The organism is Pseudomonas phoenicis (assembly GCF_047302395.1).
Lineage (GTDB): Bacteria > Pseudomonadota > Gammaproteobacteria > Pseudomonadales > Pseudomonadaceae > Aquipseudomonas.
Window position 1 is genome coordinate 2204744 of sequence record NZ_CP154852.1, and the last position, 18619, is coordinate 2223362.

At 65.5% G+C, this 18619-nt stretch carries 18 protein-coding genes; 6 read left to right on the forward strand and 12 right to left on the reverse strand.

Annotated elements, in window-relative coordinates:
- Positions 1-2 precede the first annotated feature (2 nt).
- Complete coding sequence (leuS, locus tag AA0Z93_RS09960; RefSeq protein WP_413045472.1) at positions 3-2609, reverse strand: leucine--tRNA ligase; 2607 nt, start codon at positions 2607-2609, stop codon at positions 3-5.
- A gap of 227 nt (positions 2610-2836) precedes the next feature.
- Here leuS and AA0Z93_RS09965 point away from each other — a divergent pair, with 227 nt between their 5' ends.
- Both AA0Z93_RS09965 and AA0Z93_RS09970 read left to right on the forward strand, forming a co-directional pair.
- Positions 2837-3151 carry a hypothetical protein gene (locus tag AA0Z93_RS09965; RefSeq protein ID WP_413045471.1) on the forward strand — a complete coding sequence of 105 codons (315 nt, stop codon included), beginning with the start codon at positions 2837-2839 and terminating at the stop codon, positions 3149-3151.
- Between the two features lie 132 nt (positions 3152-3283).
- Positions 3284-4045, forward strand: coding sequence for a YdcF family protein (locus tag AA0Z93_RS09970; protein WP_413045470.1), 762 nt, complete (start codon positions 3284-3286; stop codon positions 4043-4045).
- Positions 4046-4354: 309 nt separating this feature from the next.
- Here AA0Z93_RS09970 and lnt read toward each other — a convergent pair whose 3' ends face one another.
- The 4 genes from lnt to AA0Z93_RS09990 are packed head-to-tail and all read right to left on the reverse strand — an operon-like array spanning position 4355 to position 8202.
- Positions 4355-5872, reverse strand: coding sequence for an apolipoprotein N-acyltransferase (lnt, locus tag AA0Z93_RS09975; protein WP_413045469.1), 1518 nt, complete (start codon positions 5870-5872; stop codon positions 4355-4357).
- Between the two features lie 8 nt (positions 5873-5880).
- Complete coding sequence (locus tag AA0Z93_RS09980) at positions 5881-6720, reverse strand: HlyC/CorC family transporter (protein WP_413045468.1); 840 nt, start codon at positions 6718-6720, stop codon at positions 5881-5883.
- Positions 6721-6725: 5 nt separating this feature from the next.
- On the reverse strand, positions 6726-7214 hold the full coding sequence (gene ybeY, locus AA0Z93_RS09985) for an rRNA maturation RNase YbeY (protein WP_413045467.1): 489 nt from the start codon (positions 7212-7214) through the stop codon (positions 6726-6728).
- On the reverse strand, positions 7207-8202 hold the full coding sequence (locus AA0Z93_RS09990) for a PhoH family protein (protein WP_413045466.1): 996 nt from the start codon (positions 8200-8202) through the stop codon (positions 7207-7209). Before AA0Z93_RS09990 ends, ybeY begins: the two co-directional genes overlap by 8 nt.
- A gap of 238 nt (positions 8203-8440) precedes the next feature.
- On the opposite strand from AA0Z93_RS09990, the gene AA0Z93_RS09995 reads away from it, so the two are divergent.
- Positions 8441-8767, forward strand: coding sequence for a DUF1820 family protein (locus AA0Z93_RS09995; RefSeq protein WP_313740780.1), 327 nt, complete (start codon positions 8441-8443; stop codon positions 8765-8767).
- Between the two features lie 12 nt (positions 8768-8779).
- On the opposite strand, the gene AA0Z93_RS10000 is transcribed toward AA0Z93_RS09995, so the two are convergent.
- The 4 genes from AA0Z93_RS10000 to AA0Z93_RS10015 form a co-directional block, all read right to left on the reverse strand.
- The gene (locus AA0Z93_RS10000; RefSeq protein ID WP_413045465.1) at positions 8780-9325 is read right to left on the reverse strand and encodes a tetratricopeptide repeat protein; all 546 of its coding nucleotides are present in this window, start codon (positions 9323-9325) and stop codon (positions 8780-8782) included.
- A 141-nt stretch (positions 9326-9466) separates the two neighbouring features.
- A complete protein-coding gene (hemL, locus tag AA0Z93_RS10005; RefSeq protein WP_413045464.1) occupies positions 9467-10750 on the reverse strand; it encodes a glutamate-1-semialdehyde 2,1-aminomutase in 1284 nt (427 codons plus the stop codon).
- 17 nt (positions 10751-10767) lie between these two features.
- Positions 10768-11391: a thiamine phosphate synthase gene (thiE, locus tag AA0Z93_RS10010; RefSeq protein WP_413045463.1), complete on the reverse strand. Its 624-nt coding sequence runs from the start codon at positions 11389-11391 to the stop codon at positions 10768-10770.
- A gap of 17 nt (positions 11392-11408) precedes the next feature.
- Positions 11409-12206, reverse strand: a complete 798-nt coding sequence (locus tag AA0Z93_RS10015) for a hydroxymethylpyrimidine/phosphomethylpyrimidine kinase (protein ID WP_413045462.1) — start codon at positions 12204-12206, stop codon at positions 11409-11411.
- Positions 12207-12547: 341 nt separating this feature from the next.
- Here AA0Z93_RS10015 and amn point away from each other — a divergent pair, with 341 nt between their 5' ends.
- Entirely contained in the window at positions 12548-14011 is a 1464-nt protein-coding gene (gene amn / locus AA0Z93_RS10020; protein ID WP_413045461.1) for an AMP nucleosidase, read from the forward strand.
- 6 nt (positions 14012-14017) lie between these two features.
- Positions 14018-14647, forward strand: coding sequence for a pseudouridine synthase (locus AA0Z93_RS10025; protein WP_413045460.1), 630 nt, complete (start codon positions 14018-14020; stop codon positions 14645-14647).
- A gap of 235 nt (positions 14648-14882) precedes the next feature.
- Here the strand turns inward: AA0Z93_RS10025 and AA0Z93_RS10030 are convergent, their stop codons facing one another.
- Entirely contained in the window at positions 14883-15086 is a 204-nt protein-coding gene (locus AA0Z93_RS10030) for a DUF2788 domain-containing protein (protein WP_413045459.1), read from the reverse strand.
- A 58-nt stretch (positions 15087-15144) separates the two neighbouring features.
- Positions 15145-15621, reverse strand: a complete 477-nt coding sequence (locus AA0Z93_RS10035) for an Lrp/AsnC family transcriptional regulator (protein WP_296269314.1) — start codon at positions 15619-15621, stop codon at positions 15145-15147.
- 397 nt (positions 15622-16018) lie between these two features.
- Here AA0Z93_RS10035 and AA0Z93_RS10040 point away from each other — a divergent pair, with 397 nt between their 5' ends.
- Positions 16019-16945 (forward strand): DUF6515 family protein, encoded by a 927-nt coding sequence (locus AA0Z93_RS10040; RefSeq protein ID WP_413045458.1) that lies wholly within the window; start codon positions 16019-16021, stop codon positions 16943-16945.
- A gap of 307 nt (positions 16946-17252) precedes the next feature.
- Here the strand turns inward: AA0Z93_RS10040 and AA0Z93_RS10045 are convergent, their stop codons facing one another.
- Positions 17253-18524, reverse strand: a complete 1272-nt coding sequence (locus AA0Z93_RS10045) for an Hsp70 family protein (RefSeq protein ID WP_413045457.1) — start codon at positions 18522-18524, stop codon at positions 17253-17255.
- Positions 18525-18619 lie beyond the last annotated feature (95 nt).

Here is an 18619-nt window from a genome sequence, read left to right on the forward strand (position 1 = left end):
CATCAGTTGGCGACGATGTTGACCAGCTTGCCCGGTACCACGATGACCTTGCGAATCGTCAGGCCATCGATGAAGCGCAGGACGTTTTCGTTGCTGCGTGCCGCGGCTTCGACTTCTTCGCGGCTGGCGGCGGCAGGCATTTCCACCTGGCCACGCAGCTTGCCGTTGACCTGTACCACCAGCACGATGCTGTCCTGCACCAGCGCGGATTCGTCCACGACAGGCCAGGCGGCATCGATCACCGCGCCGTCATGGCCGAGGTGGTTCCACAGCACGTGGGAGATGTGCGGGGTGATCGGTGCCAGCAGCAGGCTGACGGCCTCCAGGCCTTCGTGCAGCAAGGCACGGTCTTGTGCGCTGGCTTGCGGGGCTTTCTCCAGCACGTTCATCAGGGTCATCACCTGGGCGATGGCGGTGTTGAACTTGTGGAACTGACCCACGTCGGTGCCGGCCTGGCGGATCGCCGAGTGGATGGCGCGGCGGATGGTCTTCTGCGCATCGTCCAGGGCAGCGATGTCGAGCGAGCCGGGCAGGCCCTGGGCGACATGGGCCTGGGCCAGACGCCAGACGCGACGCAGGAAGCGGCTGGCGCCTTCGACGCCGGAATCGGACCACTCCAGGCTGGCATCGGGCGGCGAGGCGAACATCATGAACAGGCGGCAGGTATCGGCGCCGTAGGCGTCGATCATCGACTGTGGGTCGACGCCGTTGTTCTTGGACTTGGACATCTTCTCGGTGCCGCCGATTTCCACCGGCTGGCCGTCGCTTTTCAGACGTGCGCCAATGATCTTGGCCTTGGCATCGCGCTCGAGCTCGACATCGGCCGGGTTGAACCAGTCCTTGCCGCCGTTGCTGGCCACGCGGTAGTAGGTCTCGGCGACCACCATGCCCTGGGTCAGCAGGTTCTTGAACGGCTCGTTGGAGGTGACCAGGCCTTCGTCGCGCATCAGCTTGTGGAAGAAACGCGCGTACAGCAGGTGCAGGATGGCGTGTTCGATGCCGCCGATGTACTGGTCCACCGGCAGCCAGTGGTTGGCCGCTTTCGGATCGACCATGCCGCCTTCATAGTGGGGCGAGGCATAGCGGGCGAAGTACCAGGACGACTCGACGAAGGTGTCCATGGTGTCGGTTTCGCGCTTGGCCGCGCTGCCGCACTTGGGGCAGATGCATTCGTAGAACTCGGGCATGCGCGCCAGGGGTGAGCCGGCGCCGTCGGGCACGACGTTTTCCGGCAGGGTCACGGGCAGCTGGTCTTCGGGCACCGGCACGTCGCCACAGGTGGCGCAGTGGATGATCGGGATCGGGCAGCCCCAGTAACGCTGGCGGCTGATGCCCCAGTCGCGCAGGCGGAACTGGGTGCGCGACTTGCCGAGATTCTTGCCGATCAGCGCGGCTTCCATGGCGTCGAAGGCGCCGCTGAAGTCCAGGCCGTCGAACTCGCCGGAGTTGATCAGCTGGCCGTGCTCGCCGTAGGCGTCCTGCCACTCGCTGCCGACTTCGTCGCCCAGGCTGGTGCGCACCACGGCCTTGATCGGCAACTGGTACTTGCGGGCGAATTCGAAATCGCGCTCGTCGTGGGCAGGCACGGCCATCACCGCGCCGTCGCCGTAGTGCATCAGCACGTAGTTGGCGACCCATACCGGCAGCTTCTCGCCGGTCAGGGGGTGCTCGACGCGCAGTGCGGTCGGCATGCCTTTCTTTTCCTGGGTGGCCATGTCGGCCTCGGCCACGCTACCGGCCTTGCAGGCATCGATGAACGCTTGCAGCTCGGGGTCATTCTGCGCCGCCTGGGTGGCCAGCGGGTGCTCGGCGGCGACGGCCACGTAGGTGGCGCCCATCAGGGTATCGGGGCGGGTGGTGAAGACTTTCAACGTACCGCTATGGCCGATGCTGGCCTGGTCATAGGGGAACTGTACTTCCATGCCGCGCGACTTACCGATCCAGTTGCGCTGCATGGTCTTGACCTGCTCGGGCCAGCCCGGCAACTCGTCGAGGCTTTCCAGCAGCTCGTCGGCGTAGTCGGTGATGCGGAAGTAGTACATGGGGATTTCGCGCTTCTCGATCAGCGCGCCCGAACGCCAGCCGCGACCATCGATGACCTGCTCGTTGGCCAGCACGGTCTGGTCGACCGGGTCCCAGTTCACGGTGCCGTTCTTGCGGTAGATCACGCCTTTTTCGAACAGGCGGGTGAACAGCCATTGTTCCCAGCGGTAGTAGTCCGGCTTGCAGGTGGTTACTTCGCGCGACCAGTCGATGGCCAGACCCAGGCTCTTGAGCTGGGTCTTCATGTAGTCGATGTTTTCGTACGTCCACTTGGCCGGCGCGACATTGTTCTTCATCGCGGCGTTTTCCGCCGGCATGCCGAAGGCGTCCCAGCCCATGGGCTGCAGCACGTTCTTGCCGAGCATGCGCTGGTAGCGGGCGATCACGTCGCCGATGGTGTAGTTGCGCACGTGCCCCATGTGCAGCTTGCCGCTCGGGTACGGGAACATCGATAGGCAGTAGTAGGTGTCTTTGCCTGGCTGTTCATTGACGGCGAACGACTGTTGCGCGTCCCAGAAAGACTGGGCGGCGGCTTCGATATCACGGGGCGTGTATTGTTCGTGCATGGCTACTTTTTGCTGAGAGAGGAAAGACCCTGTTCCAGGCAGCGCGAGCTCGCTGCGTCCGGTACTCCGGCGTCGATGGAGTGAGCGCCGTAGCATACATGAGCGCCGCCGCCGGTGGCTAACCAATCTATGCCGGGGGGCCGTTGGTCGCGGCGGCCTGCTGCTTTGGCGAGTGACGCTAAGCTCAGGGCTGGGGGAGATGTCGTTATCTTCGAAGAGGTGAGTAGATGGGAGATTCGCAGCTAAGCAAGACCAAACCTGAGGTCTACGAACGTCTGATCGACCGCCTGGGTCTGGCGCTGGAAACGGCCAGAACCGCAGCCAGGCTGCGCGACCAGGCACCTGTCGAGCTGGAGTTGCGCGGCTTGAGCCAGGCCGAGTTCGAGGTGATCAAGGCCTGGTTGAAGGTGCACGCGCAAGGCCGCCTGGGGCAGGCCGGCAGCGACCCGCAAGCAGCTACCGGCACGGCCAGAATCGTCTGGCTTAAAGACAGGAAACGCCCAGACGTCGCCGCCAGGCCGCGCACGCCGACCCTCAGGTAGATACGGCCTCCACGGCCTTTCCAGCCCGCTTCCGGGCTTTCATTACACGCTCTCGACTTGATCGGCGTCCGTTGCCCTTGAGGGCCGGCGCCGATCCTCCTAGTCTGCACGCCTTGTCATGAGGTATGCGCCATGCCCCTTCGCTTTTTCATCAAACAATGGCTGTTGCCGCCCGGTGTGCTGATCCTCTTGCTGCTGCTGGGCTGGTGCCTGCGCGGGCGCTTCCCGCGGCTTTCGACCCTGTGCTTCGTCATGGGCCTGGCCGGTCTGTGGCTGATGAGTCTGCCGTTGGTGGTGCAGCAGGGCGCGCGTCTGCTGGAGCGCGAGGCGCCGCTGGCAGTGCAGGCCTGGCCGCAGTTGGCGCAGCAGGCGGAGGCCATCGTGGTGCTGGGCGCCGGCCGCGAACGTGGCGACCCGGCCTGGGGCGGCAGCGACCAGCCGAGCTTGCTGGCACTGGAGCGCATGCGCTTCGCGGCGAACCTGGCCAAGGCCTCTGGCCTGCCGCTCCTGACCAGCGGCGGCCTGCATTTCGGCGAGCCGCCCAGCGAGGCGCAGTTGATGGCCGAACGTCTGCAAGCGGATTTCGGCGTTGCCGTGAGCTGGCAGGAGGGGCGCAGCCGCACCACCTGGGAAAACGCCGTCTACAGCGCCGAGGTGCTGCAACCCCTGGGCAAGCGCCGCATCGTGCTGGTGACCCAGGCCTGGCACATGCCGCGCGCGCGCTGGAGTTTCGAGCGCGCAGGCTTCACGGTGATCGCGGCGCCGATGGGCGCGCTCGGCAGTGCCGAAAGCCGACCCTTCGCCGGCCTGTTGCCGGAGAGCCGGGCCATTGGGCAGAACGCACAGTTGTTGAACGAGGCGTTGGGGTTGCTGGCGTATCGGTTGTTCTATTGAGGTACAGGTGGGGGCTCGGCCTATTTCGACCTGATACTCCGTTGGCGGTCAAGCCTTCGAGGTTTTTGGGTGAGTGCGTACTGCTGTCGGAAAGCGTCGCTGCCGTCAGGCCGGCGGTGCCGGCCACCGCGGCTGCACCGGAGCGCCGGCCAGCCGCTTCTACAGGTGTCAGTGCACTGCTTGATGAATACACGTCCCTGTAGGAGCGGCTTGAGCCGCGATGGGCTGCAGAGCAGCCCCAAGTGACACTACCCCTGTTCAACTGACTGACATCAAACGCCGCCCCAGACCTTTTTGGACCTAGAGCCTTCAAAGCGCCCGGGCTTTGACCCGAGACAGTAGCGCCCAGCCCAGCAGCAGCGCACAGAGCAAGCCCAGCGGCCACGAACGCCATTGCAGATAGGGCGTCAGCTGCTGCATCGGTACCACTTCCCCGTAGAGAATCGCCTGTTCGAACTGCGGCACCTCGGCGGTGATGCGGCCCTGCGGGTCGATCAACGCCGTGACGCCGTTGTTGGTGGCGCGGATCATCCAACGGCCGGCCTCCAGCGCGCGCATTTGTGCCATCTGCAAGTGTTGCAGCGGGCCGATCGAGGTGCCGAACCAGGTGTCGTTGCTGATCGTCAGCAGCAGGTCGCTGCGCGCCGCAAGACCCGCAGCGAACTCCGGATACACCACCTCGTAGCAGATGTACGGCGCGATCCGGTAGCCCTTGGCCTGCAATAACGGCTGGTCCGCCGGCCCGCGGGCGAAGTCGGACATCGGCAGGTTGAAGAACTCGATGGCGCCGCGCAGCAGGTCTTGCAGCGGCACATACTCGCCGAAGGGCACCAGTTTCTGCTTGAGGTAGGTGCCGCTGCCTTCGCCGGTGGCGGTTATGCCGTTATAGAAGCGACGCTGCCCGTCGACTTCCTCGCGCACCGGCACGCCTGTGATCAGCGCCGAGTGCCGCCCGCTGGCGAAGCCGCCCATCATGTCGATGTAACCTTGGGCCTGGTCCTTGAGGATGGGCACGGCCGTTTCCGGCCAGACCAGCAGGTCCACGGGCTTGGCGTTCAGGCTCAGGTCGCGGTACAGCGCCAGTTGCGCATTGATGTGCGCCGGGTCCCATTTCAAGTCCTGCTCGACGTTGCCCTGGATCGCCGCCACGCTCAGTGGCTCGCCCGCAGGGCGGGTCCAGGCGTGGCCTTTGAGGGCCACGCCGACGATCCAGGGCGCGACCAGCAGCAGTGCACCCAAGGCCAGGGCCTTGGGTTGCGCGCGCAGGCGATACAGATTGCACAGCAGCGCCGCACTCAAGGCCAGGACGAACGACACCAGCCACACGCCGCCCAGCGGCGCCAGGCCTGCCAAAGGTCCGGCCAATTGGCTGTAACCGGCATATAGCCAAGGGAAACCAGTGAGGAACCAGCCTCGGAAGGCCTCCTGCAGCAGCCACAGCGCGGCGAAGCTCAAGGCATCGGCCAGCGGCGCGTCGCGGCGGCGCAGCCAGCGCGCCCAGACCCAGGCGGGTAGGGCGAAGAACCAGGCGACGCCGGCGAAGAACGCCACTAGCAGCAATACCGCCAACAGCGGCGAGGCGCCGCCGTAGGTGGTCATGCTGACGTAGATCCAGCTGGTGCCGGCGCCGTACAGGCCGAAACCGAAGCACCAGCCGCGGCCCATGGCCTGACGTGGGCTCAGCTCGCGCAGACCGGCGTAGAACAGGGCGATCGACAGCAAGGCCAGCGGCCACAGGTCGAAGGGCGCCAGGGCCAGCAGGGTCGAGGCGCCGGCCGCCACGGCCAGCAGATTACCGGGCCAGCCGGGACGGGTGATCCAGCGCATGGGAGTCCTTAACGGTTGATCGGGGTCAGGCGCAGCAAATGGATGCGTCGGCTGTCGGCGTTGAGGATACGGAAGCGCCAGGTGCCGATTTCCGTGGTCTCGTTGCGCTTGGGCAGATGGCCGAAGGCCGTCATGACCAGACCGCCGACGGTGTTGAAGTCTTCGGTGGAGAACTCACCGTCGAAGAACTCGTTGAAGTTGTCGATGGGCGTCAGCGCCTTGACCAGGAAGTCGCCGTTGGGCAGCGGCTTGATGTAGCTGTCTTCCTCGACGTCGTGCTCGTCTTCGATGTCGCCGACGATCTGCTCGAGCACGTCCTCGATGGTCACCAGGCCCGCCACACCGCCGTATTCGTCGACCACGATGGCCATGTGGTTGTGGTTGGCGCGGAACTCGCGCAGCAGCACGTTGAGGCGCTTGGACTCAGGCACGAAGGTGGCCTGGCGCAGCAACTGCTTGATGTCGAAGCTGTCGCCGTTTTCCTTGAGGATCAGCGGCAGCAGGTCCTTGGCCAGGAGAATCCCGAGCACATCGTCGTGGCTTTCGCCGATCACCGGATAGCGCGAGTGCGCGGCGTCGATCACCGCAGGCAGGAACTCGCGGGGCGTCTGGCTGGCCTTGATGCTGATCATCTGCGAGCGCGGCACCATGATGTCGCGCACCTGCAGGTCGGCGACCTGGATGGCGCCTTCGACGATGGCCAGCGCTTCGCTGTCGAGCAGCTTGTTCTGATGGGCTTCGCGCAGCAGCTCGAGAAGCTCCTGGCGGTTTTTCGGCTCATGGGCAAAAGCCTGGGTCAGTTTACCCAGCCAGGACTTCTGCCCGTTGCTCGATCGGTCTTCGCTCATGGCGGTTACTCGTGTTCCTTGCAGTGGTCGGTGTGTGAATGGTCATCGTCGGCGTAGGGGTCGGGGTGACCCAGCTCCGCCAGTAGCGTGCGTTCCAGGGCTTCCATCTCCTCGGCTTCCTCATCGTCGATGTGGTCGTAGCCGAGCAGGTGCAGGCAGCCGTGGATCACCAGGTGTGCCCAATGCGCCTCGAGTGCCTTGCCTTGCTCGCGGGCCTCGCGCTCGACCACCGGGATGCAGATCACCAGGTCGCCGAGCAGCGGGATGTCGAGCAGTTCCTCGGGCACGTCGGCGGGGAAGGACAGCACGTTGGTGGCGTAGTCCTTGTGCCGCCAGGTGCGGTTCAGCTCGCGGCCTTCGGCCTCGTCGACCAGGCGGATGGTCAGCTCGGAGTCGGCGCTGCGCTGGCGCAGCGCCAGTTCGCACCAGCGGCGCAAGTCGGCGTCGCCCGGGGCCGCCGCGCTGGAGGCCCGTTGCAGATCGAGTTCAAGCATCTTTGCCAGGCGCCTCGGCGGCTTGCAGGGCTTCGAAGCGGTCGTAGGCTTCGACGATGCGTTGCACCAGCGGGTGGCGCACCACGTCCTTGGGCTCGAAGTGGGTGAAGCTGATGCCTTCGACGTCCTTGAGCACATTGATCACGTGCGCCAGGCCCGACTTGGTGCCGCGCGGCAGGTCGACCTGGGTGATGTCGCCGGTGATCACCGCCGTGGAGCCGAAGCCTATGCGGGTGAGGAACATCTTCATCTGCTCGAGCGTGGTGTTCTGGCTCTCGTCGAGGATGATGAAGCTGTTGTTCAGCGTGCGACCGCGCATGTAGGCCAGTGGCGCGATCTCGATCACCTGGCGCTCGATCAGCTTGGCCACGTGCTCGAAGCCGAGCATTTCGTACAGGGCGTCGTACAGCGGCCGCAGGTAGGGGTCGATCTTCTGCGCCAGATCGCCGGGCAGGAAGCCGAGCTTTTCGCCCGCCTCGACCGCCGGGCGCACCAGCAGGATGCGCCGCACCTGTTCGCGCTCCAGCGCATCGACCGCGCAGGCCACGGCGAGGTAGGTCTTGCCGGTACCGGCCGGGCCGACACCGAAGTTGATGTCGTTGGCGAGGATCTTCTGCACGTAGCGCTGTTGATTGACGCCGCGTGGACGAATGGGGCCTTTGCGCGTGCGCAAGGAAACGCTGACCTCGTTCACGGCCGGGTTGTCGATGTTTTCCACCGAGGACTCCTGCAGATACAAGTGGACGATTTCAGGGGACAGTTCGGTGGCCTTGGCCTCGCGATAGAGGCGGCGCAGCAGCTGTTCGGCGTTGGAGGTGGCTTTGGCTTCGCCAATCAGTTCGAACTGATTGCCGCGGTTGCGGATTTCGATGCCCAGGCGTTGTTCGATCAGCCGCAGGTGCTCGTCGAACTGGCCGCTCAAGTTGGCGAACCGATGGGCCTCGAAAGGCTCGAGGAGGAAACGATGGGGAGGCGTGGGTGCGTTCAAGGTGGTTTTTGGCCGCTCGACGGCAATGAATGTGGCTGAAGAATAACCCCTGAATGACAGCGACGAAAGCACTGAAACGATCAAGGGTCGGCGAAAGACGATCCCCGCCCCGGCTGGCGATTCGGGTGGCGGCGGTAAAGCCTTGCTGGCATTGGTGATCCTGCCCGGTGGCCAATCTACGGGGGCGTGGCTCTGCTATGATGCCGGCCCTTTTCCCGCATGTATTTTCCTATCGACCATGAGCAAGCCCGAACCTGCCATCTACAAAGTGATCTTCCTCAACCAGGGCCAGGTCTTCGAACTGTATGCCAAGCAGATCTTCCAGAGCGACCTGTGGGGTTTTCTGGAAATCGAGGAAATCGTCTTCGGCGAGCGCAGCCAGCTGGTGGTCGATCCGGGCGAAGAAAAGCTCAAGGCCCAGTTCGAGGGGGTGATCCGCAGTTTCGTTCCCATGCAGTCGATCGTGCGCATCGACGAAGTGGAGCGTCTGGGAACGGCGAAGATCAGTGAGGCCAAAGGTTCGGGTAACGTCATGCCCTTCCCGATGCCAGCGCCTGAGCGCTGAGACCGGTCCGGTTCAAGGCAGCGGCGCGAACGGCGAGCGCCCCTCGGCGGTCTGCAACTCCAGGAGGTACTTGCGGAAAATCTGCCCCAGCACCTGGGTAGCATGCTCCAGCTCTTCGCGCGGCATCTGTTCGGTGACCTCGTCGGCCATGTCCAGCGCATCTTCGGCGCCGTTGACCGCCGCCATCTTCAGCAGGATGTAGGCCTGTACGTGGTTGGCCTTGACCCCTTCACCCCGGAAGAACATGCCGCCAAGCCGGTACTGGGCCTGGGCATGGCCTTGCAGAGAAGCCTTCTGGAACCAGTCGAGGGCCTTTTGCAGTTGCTGCGGGGACTGCGTATAGAAGTGCTCGCCTAGTTCGTACTGCGCCTCGGCCTCGCCGGCTTCGGCCAGACGCTCACAGGTTTGCAGCGCCTGCTTGAGGTCTTGGGGCTGAGTGTTGAGCGTGCAGCGGCCCGTGGCTGGGATCAGCAACGAGTTGCCTTCCTCTGCCAGCGACAGCAGGGGCGTGGCAAGCAACAGGCACCCCAGGGTCAGGGCGCGGCCGGTGCGGTTCATGGGGATAGACTTACCTCTGCAAAGCTGCGGCCAATGTCTCTGGTGGCACATTATGGGATAAGCGAGGCAAACCTTACAAAGATTTACGCGAAATTCTATGGTGGGGACGCCAAGGCCCGTCCCCACCGTGTTGCCGTCTGCTTATTCGAGCTTGGCGAACGCGCGCTCGGCGGCGTCGAGGGTGATCCGCAGCTCGGCGTCGCCATGGGCGATGGAGGTGAAACCGGCTTCGAACGCGCTCGGCGCCAGGTACACACCGCCTCCGAGCATCAGGTGGAAGAACCGTTTGAAGCGCTGCGCGTCGCTGGCCATGACGTCGTCGAAGGTGACGATGTCGTCGGCGCCGCTGAAGTACAGGCCGAACATGCCGCCCGCCTGGGTGGTCACGAACGGAATGCCCGCCGCGTCGGCACGTTCCTGCAGGCCTTCGAGCATGCGGCTGGTATAGTCGGTGAGCTCTTTGTGGAAGCCTTCGCGGCTGATCAGACGCAGGGTGGTCAGGCCCGCCGCCATCGCCAACGGATTGCCCGACAGGGTACCGGCCTGATAGACCGGGCCGAGCGGGGCGATGCATTCCATGATCGCGCGCTTGCCGCCGAAGCAGCCGACCGGCATGCCGCCGCCGACGATCTTGCCGAAGGTCGAGAGGTCCGGGGTGACGCCATAGTGGCCTTGGGCGCCGCCGAGCGAGACACGGAAACCGGTCATCACTTCGTCGAAGATCAGCACCACGCCATGCTTGTCGCACTGCGCGCGCAAGCCTTCGAGGAAGCCCGGCGCGGGCGGCACGCAGTTCATGTTGCCGGCTACCGGCTCGACGATGATGCAGGCCACGGTCTGGCCCACTTCGGCCAGGGTCTTCTCGACTTCGGCCAGGTCGTTGAAGGGCAGGGTCAGGGTGTGCTTGGCAAAATCTGCCGGCACGCCCGCCGAGCTCGGCACGCCCGAGGTCAGCAGGCCGGAGCCGGCTTTGACCAGCAGGCTGTCGGAGTGGCCGTGGTAGCAGCCTTCGAATTTGATGATGGCATCGCGCCCGGTGTAGCCGCGGGCCAGGCGAATGGCGCTCATGGTGGCTTCGGTGCCGGAGCTGACCATGCGCACCATCTCCATCGACGGCACGATCGAGCAGACCAGGTCGGCCATTTCGGTTTCCATCGCCGTCGGCGCGCCGTACGACAACCCGTGCTGCAACTGCTTGCGCACCGACTCCAGGACGTCCGGGTGGCCATGGCCGAGGATCATCGGGCCCCAGGAACCGACGTAATCGACGTAGCGTTTGTCGTCCTCGTCGACCACGTAGGCGCCTTCGGCGTGTTTGAAGAACAGCGGGGTGCCGCCCACGCTGCGGAAGGCGCGAACCGGCGAGTTGACGCCACCGGGAATGTGTTTCTGGGCTTGGGCGAACAGGTCTTCGGAACGGGACATGGGTGAACTCTCTTGAATCAGGAAGCGAACAGGGCGTTGAAGGCGCGGGCGCGGCGGGTGACATCCTGCGCGCTGTCGGCACCGAACAGGCCGTGGATCACCGCCAGCAGGTCGGCGCCATGGGCGACCAGCGGGGCGGCGTTGTCGAGGGTGATGCCACCGATCGCGGCGATGGGCAGCTTGATCGCGGCGCGGGCCTGGGCCAGCAGTTCGAGGCTGGCCGCCGGCGCGCCGGGTTTGGTGACGGAATTGAAGAAGCGGCCGAAGGCGACGTAGCTGGCGCCTTCGGCGGCGGCCTGGGCGGCCAGCCCCAGGCTGGCATGGCAGGTGGCGCCGAGCACCGCTTTAGGGCCGAGCAGTGCGCGTGCTGGGTTCAGCGGGCCGTCGGTCTGCCCCAGGTGCACGCCGACGCCAAGGCGCGCGGCCAGTTCGGCGTCGTCGTTGATGATCAACTGCGTGCCGTAGCGCTCGCACAGGCGCAACAAGGACTCGGCTTCCTTCATACGGCGGCCGGCGTCGTCGCTCTTGTCGCGGTACTGCAGCAGGCACACGCCGCCGTCGAGCGCTGCCTCGACATAGGGCAGCAGGCGCCCGGCCAGCAGGTGGCTATCGGTGATGGCGTAGAGACCGCGTAGGGCCATGGCAGACCTCGTGCTGTTCAGGAACAGAAATCCAGGGGCAGACGGCGCGGCACGAACTGGCCGCGGCCGAGCCGCTCGGCGTCGCGCAGGGTGCGCCAGGTGTAGTCGAGGGCGCTGGGCACCGCGCTGTGCAGTTGCTCGCCCTGGGCCAGGCGGCCGGCGAGGGCGCTGGCCAGGGTGCAGCCCGAGCCGTGGTAGCTGCCCGGCAGGCGCTCGCAGGTCCAGGTCAGCGGCGCGCCGCCTCGGCGGTACAGACGGTTGTGGATCTGCGCTTCGTCGCCATGCCCGCCGGTGATCAGCAGGTTGCGGCAAAACGGCAGCAGCACCTCGGCGCATTCGTCGGCGCTGCCCTCGGGCAGCTCGGCGAGGATGCGCGCTTCGGGCAGGTTCGGCGTGGCGATCAGGGCCAGCGGCAGCAAGCGTTCGCGCAGCGCATAGCCGACTTCGTCCTTGCCCAGCCGGCCGCCGCCGCCGGCGCGTAGCACCGGGTCGCAGATCATGGGCAGGTGCGGATGGGCCGCCAGCAGTTCGGCGACCGTGTCGACCATCTCGATGGAGCCGAGCATGCCGAGCTTGACCGCCGCGACTTCGGAGTCGGCCAGCACGGCGTTGGCCTGGGCCAGCACCCATTCGCGGTCGAGCACGCGGAAGTCGGTGACGTTGACGGTGTCCTGCACGGTCAGCGCGGTCACGGCCGGGGCCGCATGGCAACCTTGCGCCAGCAGGGCTTCGATGTCTGCCTGCAAGCCGGCGCCGCCACTGGGGTCGTGGCCGGAGAGACAAAGGACAACAGGGCGTGAGCTGTAGATATTCATGGTCGGCGAGCTTAACACCAAACCGCTTGGTGCGAATCGGGCCTGACCGGTTTGTATGACGAGCCGTTACCCCTGCCTGTCGAGTGGATACAGTGCCCTGACCGATGCATGCCAGGCCGTCGCTCGAAGCGGCTGACGCGACGCTCGGCGAGGGTCGATCGGCAGCCGTCTGGTCGGCATCGCACGTGTCTACGGCAGGCTGTCCGGGCGCAGCGAAGGCGACGTGCGGACGGCGCGGACGCAGCGTCCGGCAAGTGGATTGATGGCGCGTGGCCGGGGATGTATTTCCCGCGCAACCGAGGCAAGATGGACGCCTGCATGTCCCAGACAGGAAGCACAGTGTGAGCCACGCGTTTGAAGTCGTAGATACCCCCGAACAGGCCGTCGACCGTCTGGCGGCCTTGCATCAACAGGCCACCGGGGCCCTCAGCCAGGCCCTCAAGCGCTACCTCAAGGACCGTACCGAACCCACCGCCGCCGAGCGGGCGCTGTACCGTTACCCGGCCATCCGTCTGACCTACGCCAGCCAGGGCGAGGTGGCGGCCACCACGCGGGCCTATGCCAAGGTCCAGGTCGATGGCGTCTATAGCGTCACCGTGACCCAGCCCGAGGCCTTCCGTGGCTACCTGCTCGACCAATTGCGGCCGTTGATGAACGACTACACCGTCACCGTCGAAGTGGGCATGAGCGAGCAGAGCATTCCCTACCCCTATGTGGTCGATCAGGGCGACGAACTGGCCGGCAGCGGTATCACCGCTGCGGCGCTGGCGCGGGTCTTCCCCAGCACCGACCTGTCCGCCGCCACCGACGACATCGCCGACGGCCAGTGGGACTGGGGCAACGCCGAGGCCTTGCCGCTGGCGCTGTTCGACGCCACCCGCGTGGACTTTTCCCTGCGCCGCCTGGTGCATTACACCGGCAGCGACTGGCGCCACGTGCAGCCGTGGATCCTGCTGACCAACTACCACCGCTACGTCGACCAGTTCATCGCCCACGGCCTGGAAAGACTGCGCCAAGACCCGCGCTTCGTGCGCCTGGTGCTGCCGGGCAACGTGATCGTCGACAAGGCCATGGACGAAGTGCAGACCCAGGCCCTGGTCGCCAGCGTGGTCTGGCACCGCTACCAGATGCCGGCCTATCACTTGATCGCCGCCGACGGCGACGGCATCACCCTGGTCAACATCGGCGTCGGCCCGTCCAACGCCAAGAACATCACCGACCACCTGGCCGTGCTGCGCCCGCACTGCTGGCTGATGATCGGCCACTGCGGTGGCCTGCGCCAGTCGCAGACCATCGGCGATTACGTGCTGGCCCATGCCTACATGCGTCGCGACGGCATTCTCGACCGCGTGGTGCCGCCGAACATTCCCATCCCGGCCCTGGCCGAGGTGCAGCTGGCCTTGCAGGAGGCCGCGGCGCACGTCACCGGCGAGCGCGGCGACGAGCTGAAAAAACGCCTGCGCACCGGCACCGTACTGACCTACGACGACCGCAACTGGGAATTGCGCTGGGCCCAGGAGCGACCGCTGATCAACCTCTCGCGGGCCGTGGCAGTGGACATGGAAAGCGGCACTATCGCCGCCCAGGGCTACCGCCTGCGGGTGCCCTACGGCACCTTGCTGTGCGTGTCCGACAAACCGCTGCACAGCGAAATCAAACTGCCGGGCTCGGCCAATGCCTTCTACAACCGCGCCGTGAGCCAGCACCTGAAAATCGGCATCGCCGCCCTGGACCTGCTGCGCACCGAGCTGAACGCGCTGCACTCGCGTAAACTGCGCAGCTTCGACGAGCCGCCGTTCCGCTGAGGTCGCATGCCCCCGCCATCCCGTTCCAACCCGCGCCGTCCCTCGGCGCGGTCTTCCGCCACACGGCGCCCGCCCAAGGCGCCACCGGCCGAGCCGCGGCTGGTCCTGCTGAACAAACCCTTCGATGTGCTGACGCAGTTCAGCGACGGCGAAGGGCGCGCCACGCTCAAGGACTTCGTCGACATTCCCGGCATCTACCCGGCCGGGCGGCTGGACCGCGACAGCGAAGGCCTGTTGCTGCTGACCAACGACGGGCGTTTGCAGGCGCGCATTGCCGACCCCAGGCACAAGCTGGCGAAAACCTATTGGGTGCAGGTCGAGGGCGAGGTCAGCGAGGCGCAGTTGCAGCAGTTGCGCAAAGGCGTCGTACTCAACGACGGGCCGACCTTGCCAGCTCAAGCGCGCGCGCTCGAAGAGCCAACGCTGTGGCCGCGCACACCGCCCGTACGCTTTCGCAAAAGCGTACCGACCTGTTGGTTGGAGCTGGTCATCCGCGAGGGGCGCAACCGCCAGGTGCGCCGCATGACGGCGGCAGTCGGGCTGCCGACGCTGCGCCTGGTGCGGGTGAGGATCGGCGATTGGGCCTTGGAGGGGTTGGCGCCGGGGGCGTGGCGTGAGGTGCCGGTGCCACGCTAGACCTTGTACGTGAAGTGCCTGCGCGATGATCAGGCTGCGTTGACAACAAGCCGGAAGGCCGGCCCCGGCGGAATGCTCATTTACAACCCGTAAACTCCGCTTCCTTGGCTAGGCGCCCCCGGCTAGGCGCCCCCGGCTAGGCGCCCCCGCCGGTTTTCGCAGGGTCGCCATCGGCCTTGTCTGGTCGTCGCCCGGCGATTTTTTGTACAAACCCTGGTCGCCGCACGTGCCTGCGTCACACGCCCTCGATCAACGCCACCGCCACCGTTTTGACGACGAACGCCATCACGCCCAGGCCCAGTACGAAAAACAGGATCAGCGTGCCCAAGCGCCCGGCTTTGGATTTCTTCGCCAGATCCCAGACGATGAAACCCATGAAACCGACCAGCGCACTGACCAGGCCGATCATCATCCATGCTTCGAACACTGCCGGGTCCATCGCTGCGCTCCTTCAAGGGTGGTTCGACCGGCGAGCATACCCCACCGGTCGCTGCGATTCAGCGCAGGTGGGTCAGCGGCATCTCGGTGCTGGCCAGTACCTGGTTGAGCACGAAGCTCGAGCGCACGCTGGTGACGCCTTCGATACGGGTCAGGCTGCCGAGCAGCAGTTTCTGGTAATGGTCCATGTCGGGCACCACGACCTTGAGCTGGTAGTCGGCGTCCATGCCCGTGACCAGGCTGCATTCGAGCACCTGCGGCAGGCTGCGGATCACCGCTTCGAAGCTTTCGAAGCGCTCGGGGGTATGCCGGTCCATACCGATCAGCACGTAGGCGGTCAGGCTCAGGCCCAGTTTCTTGCGATCGAGCAGGGCCACCTGGCGGGAAATGTAACCGTCGTCTTCGAGCTGTTTGACCCGCCGTGAGCAGGGCGAGGGCGACAGGCCGATGCGTTCGGCCAGTTCCTGGTTGGAAATGCGCGCATCGCGTTGCAGTTCTTCGAGGATGTTCAGGTCGTAGCGATCGAGTTTGCTCATGTTCAAGGCCTTGTCTGTGCAGATTGCGGCGAATTATCGAATCATAGTAAAAAATTGCGCAAGCAGTATTTGAATCAGCAATATTCGCAATCTTGTGCCGGGTCGCTTGCCCTATCGTTATCAACAGAATCACTGCTCGGACAACAGTCCACGGCGAGGCGCCTCAGACAGGCGCTCGCGGCCAGGCCATCCCACCGGATCCGTCAGGCCCCCGAGCTACATCCAGTCCAGAAGACCGGGTGAGGTGAGCCGACGTTATCCACGTCGAGCACGGACGACCATTCGAGAGGGAGGCCCCCAGCGGTCTCCCTTTTTTAATGCGCGCGATTCACCGCCCAGGCGCACGGTGCGGGTAGACTCGACGGCGTTGATGCCAATGTCGGTCGAGGGTGGTGCGATGAAATCAGGTTTCGCTCAGTGGGCGATTTTGGGTGTGGTGTGCATGGGGCTGGCCGCGCCTGTGCCGGCCGCACCTTTGCAGGCCGCACCTTTACCAGCCGAAGTGCCGTCGTCGGCAACCGGACCGAACGAAGGCGCTGCTGCGCAGAACGCGCCGGGCCATTCGCCGCTCAATTCCCGCGACGAAGTCTGGCAGACGCAGCCGGCGCGCCCCGGTTTCTACCGCGACATCCCCCGTCGCGAAGGCGACTATCGCTCATGGCAAGCCGGCGGTCCCGGTCAGCGCCCTGGCGGCGATTGGCCGGGTCGACCGCATGGGCAGGGCAACGGCTGGGGCGGTGGCCCGCTGTTGCGGCCTGGGCAGCGCATCGACGGCTTCGCCGAGCGGCATTGGAAGATTCCCTATCACGGGCAGGACTACTTCTATTCGGGCGGGTACTGGTATCGGCCGTACGGCAACGCCTATGTGGTCGTCACCCCGCCCTACGGCTTGCAGGTCGACGGGCTGCCGGACTACGCCCAGGAAGTGTGGCTGAACGGGCAGCCGCTGTTCATCGTGGCCGGCGTCTATTACCAGTACCTGCCGGACATCGGCCAGTATCGGGTGGTCGACCCGGCGGCGATGCAGCCGCAGCCCGTACCGCTGCCTGCGCCCCAGCCTTCGCCGGCGCCGCGGCCCATGCCAGGCCCTGTGCCGCAGCCTTCAACGGGCGCGGCGCCGGCCATCGACGTCGAGCCGCTGTACGGCCAAGGCGCGCAGCAACAGCAGCAGGACGGCGCCCAGTGTTATCAATGGGCCGTGAGCCAGTCCGGGTTCGACCCCGCCAACGCGCCCTATGCCCCCGCCCAATCGGTCTGGCAGGCCTACCAGCAGGCCCTGGGCGCCTGCCTGCAGGAGCGCGGCTACCGCCTGCAATCGCGTTGAGCCTGGCGATGGCGTTCGCCGCGCCGCAGCGGGCGTCATGTCTGTCGATAGGGGGGAGGTACTGGGGCCGCTGCGCGGCCCATCGCGGCTGAAGCCGCTCCTACAGGGAGTGCGCATCCCATGCGGCGTGCGCACTCCCTGTAGGCGCGGCCGGTTCGGCGCTCCGATCAGTCGCGATGGCCGGCGAAGCCGGCCTATTGGCCCCAACGCGTTGTGACGAGAAATGAACAGTATTCAAGTCGCCAACCACATCGCACACCTGCGCGAATGAATCAAAACCCTGGCCAATCGCCCCCGCACGCTGTGGTCACACCGTGCCATAGCGCTTGCGCGCTTCGATCGCCAAGCCGCTGCCGATGCTGCCGAAGATGTTCCCTTCCACATGCCGCGCGTTGGGCAGCATGGCCGCCACGCTGTTGCGCAATGCCGGGATACCGCTGGAACCCCCCGTGAAGAACACCGTGTCCACCTGCTGCTCGCTCACCCCGGCCTTGGCCAGCAGCTCGCGCACGCTACCGCGCACCCGCTCGAGCAACCCGTCGATGGCGCTTTCGAACAGCGCGCGGGTCAGCTCGGCGCTCAGTTCCGGTTCGACCCGGCTCAGGTCGATGCGCCGCGAAGGCTGCGCGGTGAGATCGATCTTGCTGGCTTCCACTTCCATCGCCAGCCAGTGTCCGGCGCGTTGCTCGATCAGGTTGAACAACCGGTCGATGCCCAGCGTGTCTTCAATGTCGTAGCGCATGCTGCCCAAGGCCAGCTGCGACTTTTTCGAGTACAGCGCGTTGATGGTGTGCCAGGTGGCGAGGTTCAGGTGGTAGCTGGTCGGCATCAGCGCCTGGCTCTTCATGCGGCTGCCGTAGCCGAACAGCGGCATGACGCCTTGCAGGCTCAACTGCTTGTCGAAGTCGGTGCCGCCGATGTGTACGCCGCCTGTGGCGAGGATGTCGCTGTGGCGGTCGTCGAGCAGGTGGCGCTCGGGCGAGAGGCGGATCAGGCTGAAGTCGGACGTACCGCCGCCGATGTCGACGATCAGCACCAGCTCTTCACCGCCGATGTTGGCTTCGTAGTCGAAGGCCGCGGCGATCGGCTCGTACTGGAACGACACGTCCTTGAAGCCGATCTTGCGCGCCACCTCGGCCAGGGTGTCTTCGGCTTCCTGGTCGGCGGCCGGGTCTTCGTCAACGAAGAACACCGGGCGGCCCAGCACCACCTGCTCGAAGCTGCGCCCGGCCTCGGCCTCGGCGCGCTGCTTGAGCTCGCCGATGAACATGCCCAGCAGGTCCTTGAACGGCAACGCCGTGCCCAGCACGCTGGTGTCGTGCTTGATCAGCTTGGAGCCGAGCAGGCTCTTGAGCGAACGCATCAGCCGGCCTTCGTAACCTTCGAGGTATTCGTGCAGGGCCAGGCGGCCATACACCGGACGGCGTTCTTCGAGGTTGAAGAACACCACCGAGGGCAGGGTGATCTTGCCGTCTTCCAGCGCGATCAGCGACTCGACGCCCGGACGGTGCCAACCGACCGTGGAATTGGAGGTGCCGAAGTCGATGCCGCAGGCGCGGGCCGGGGAGAGGTCAGACATGAAAAAAAGCTTCCGGAGGCAAAACGGCCGCGCAGTGTATGCGAGCCGACAGCTAAATCAAGACCGGCCATCCGTTGCAAGAAGCGCCCAAACGG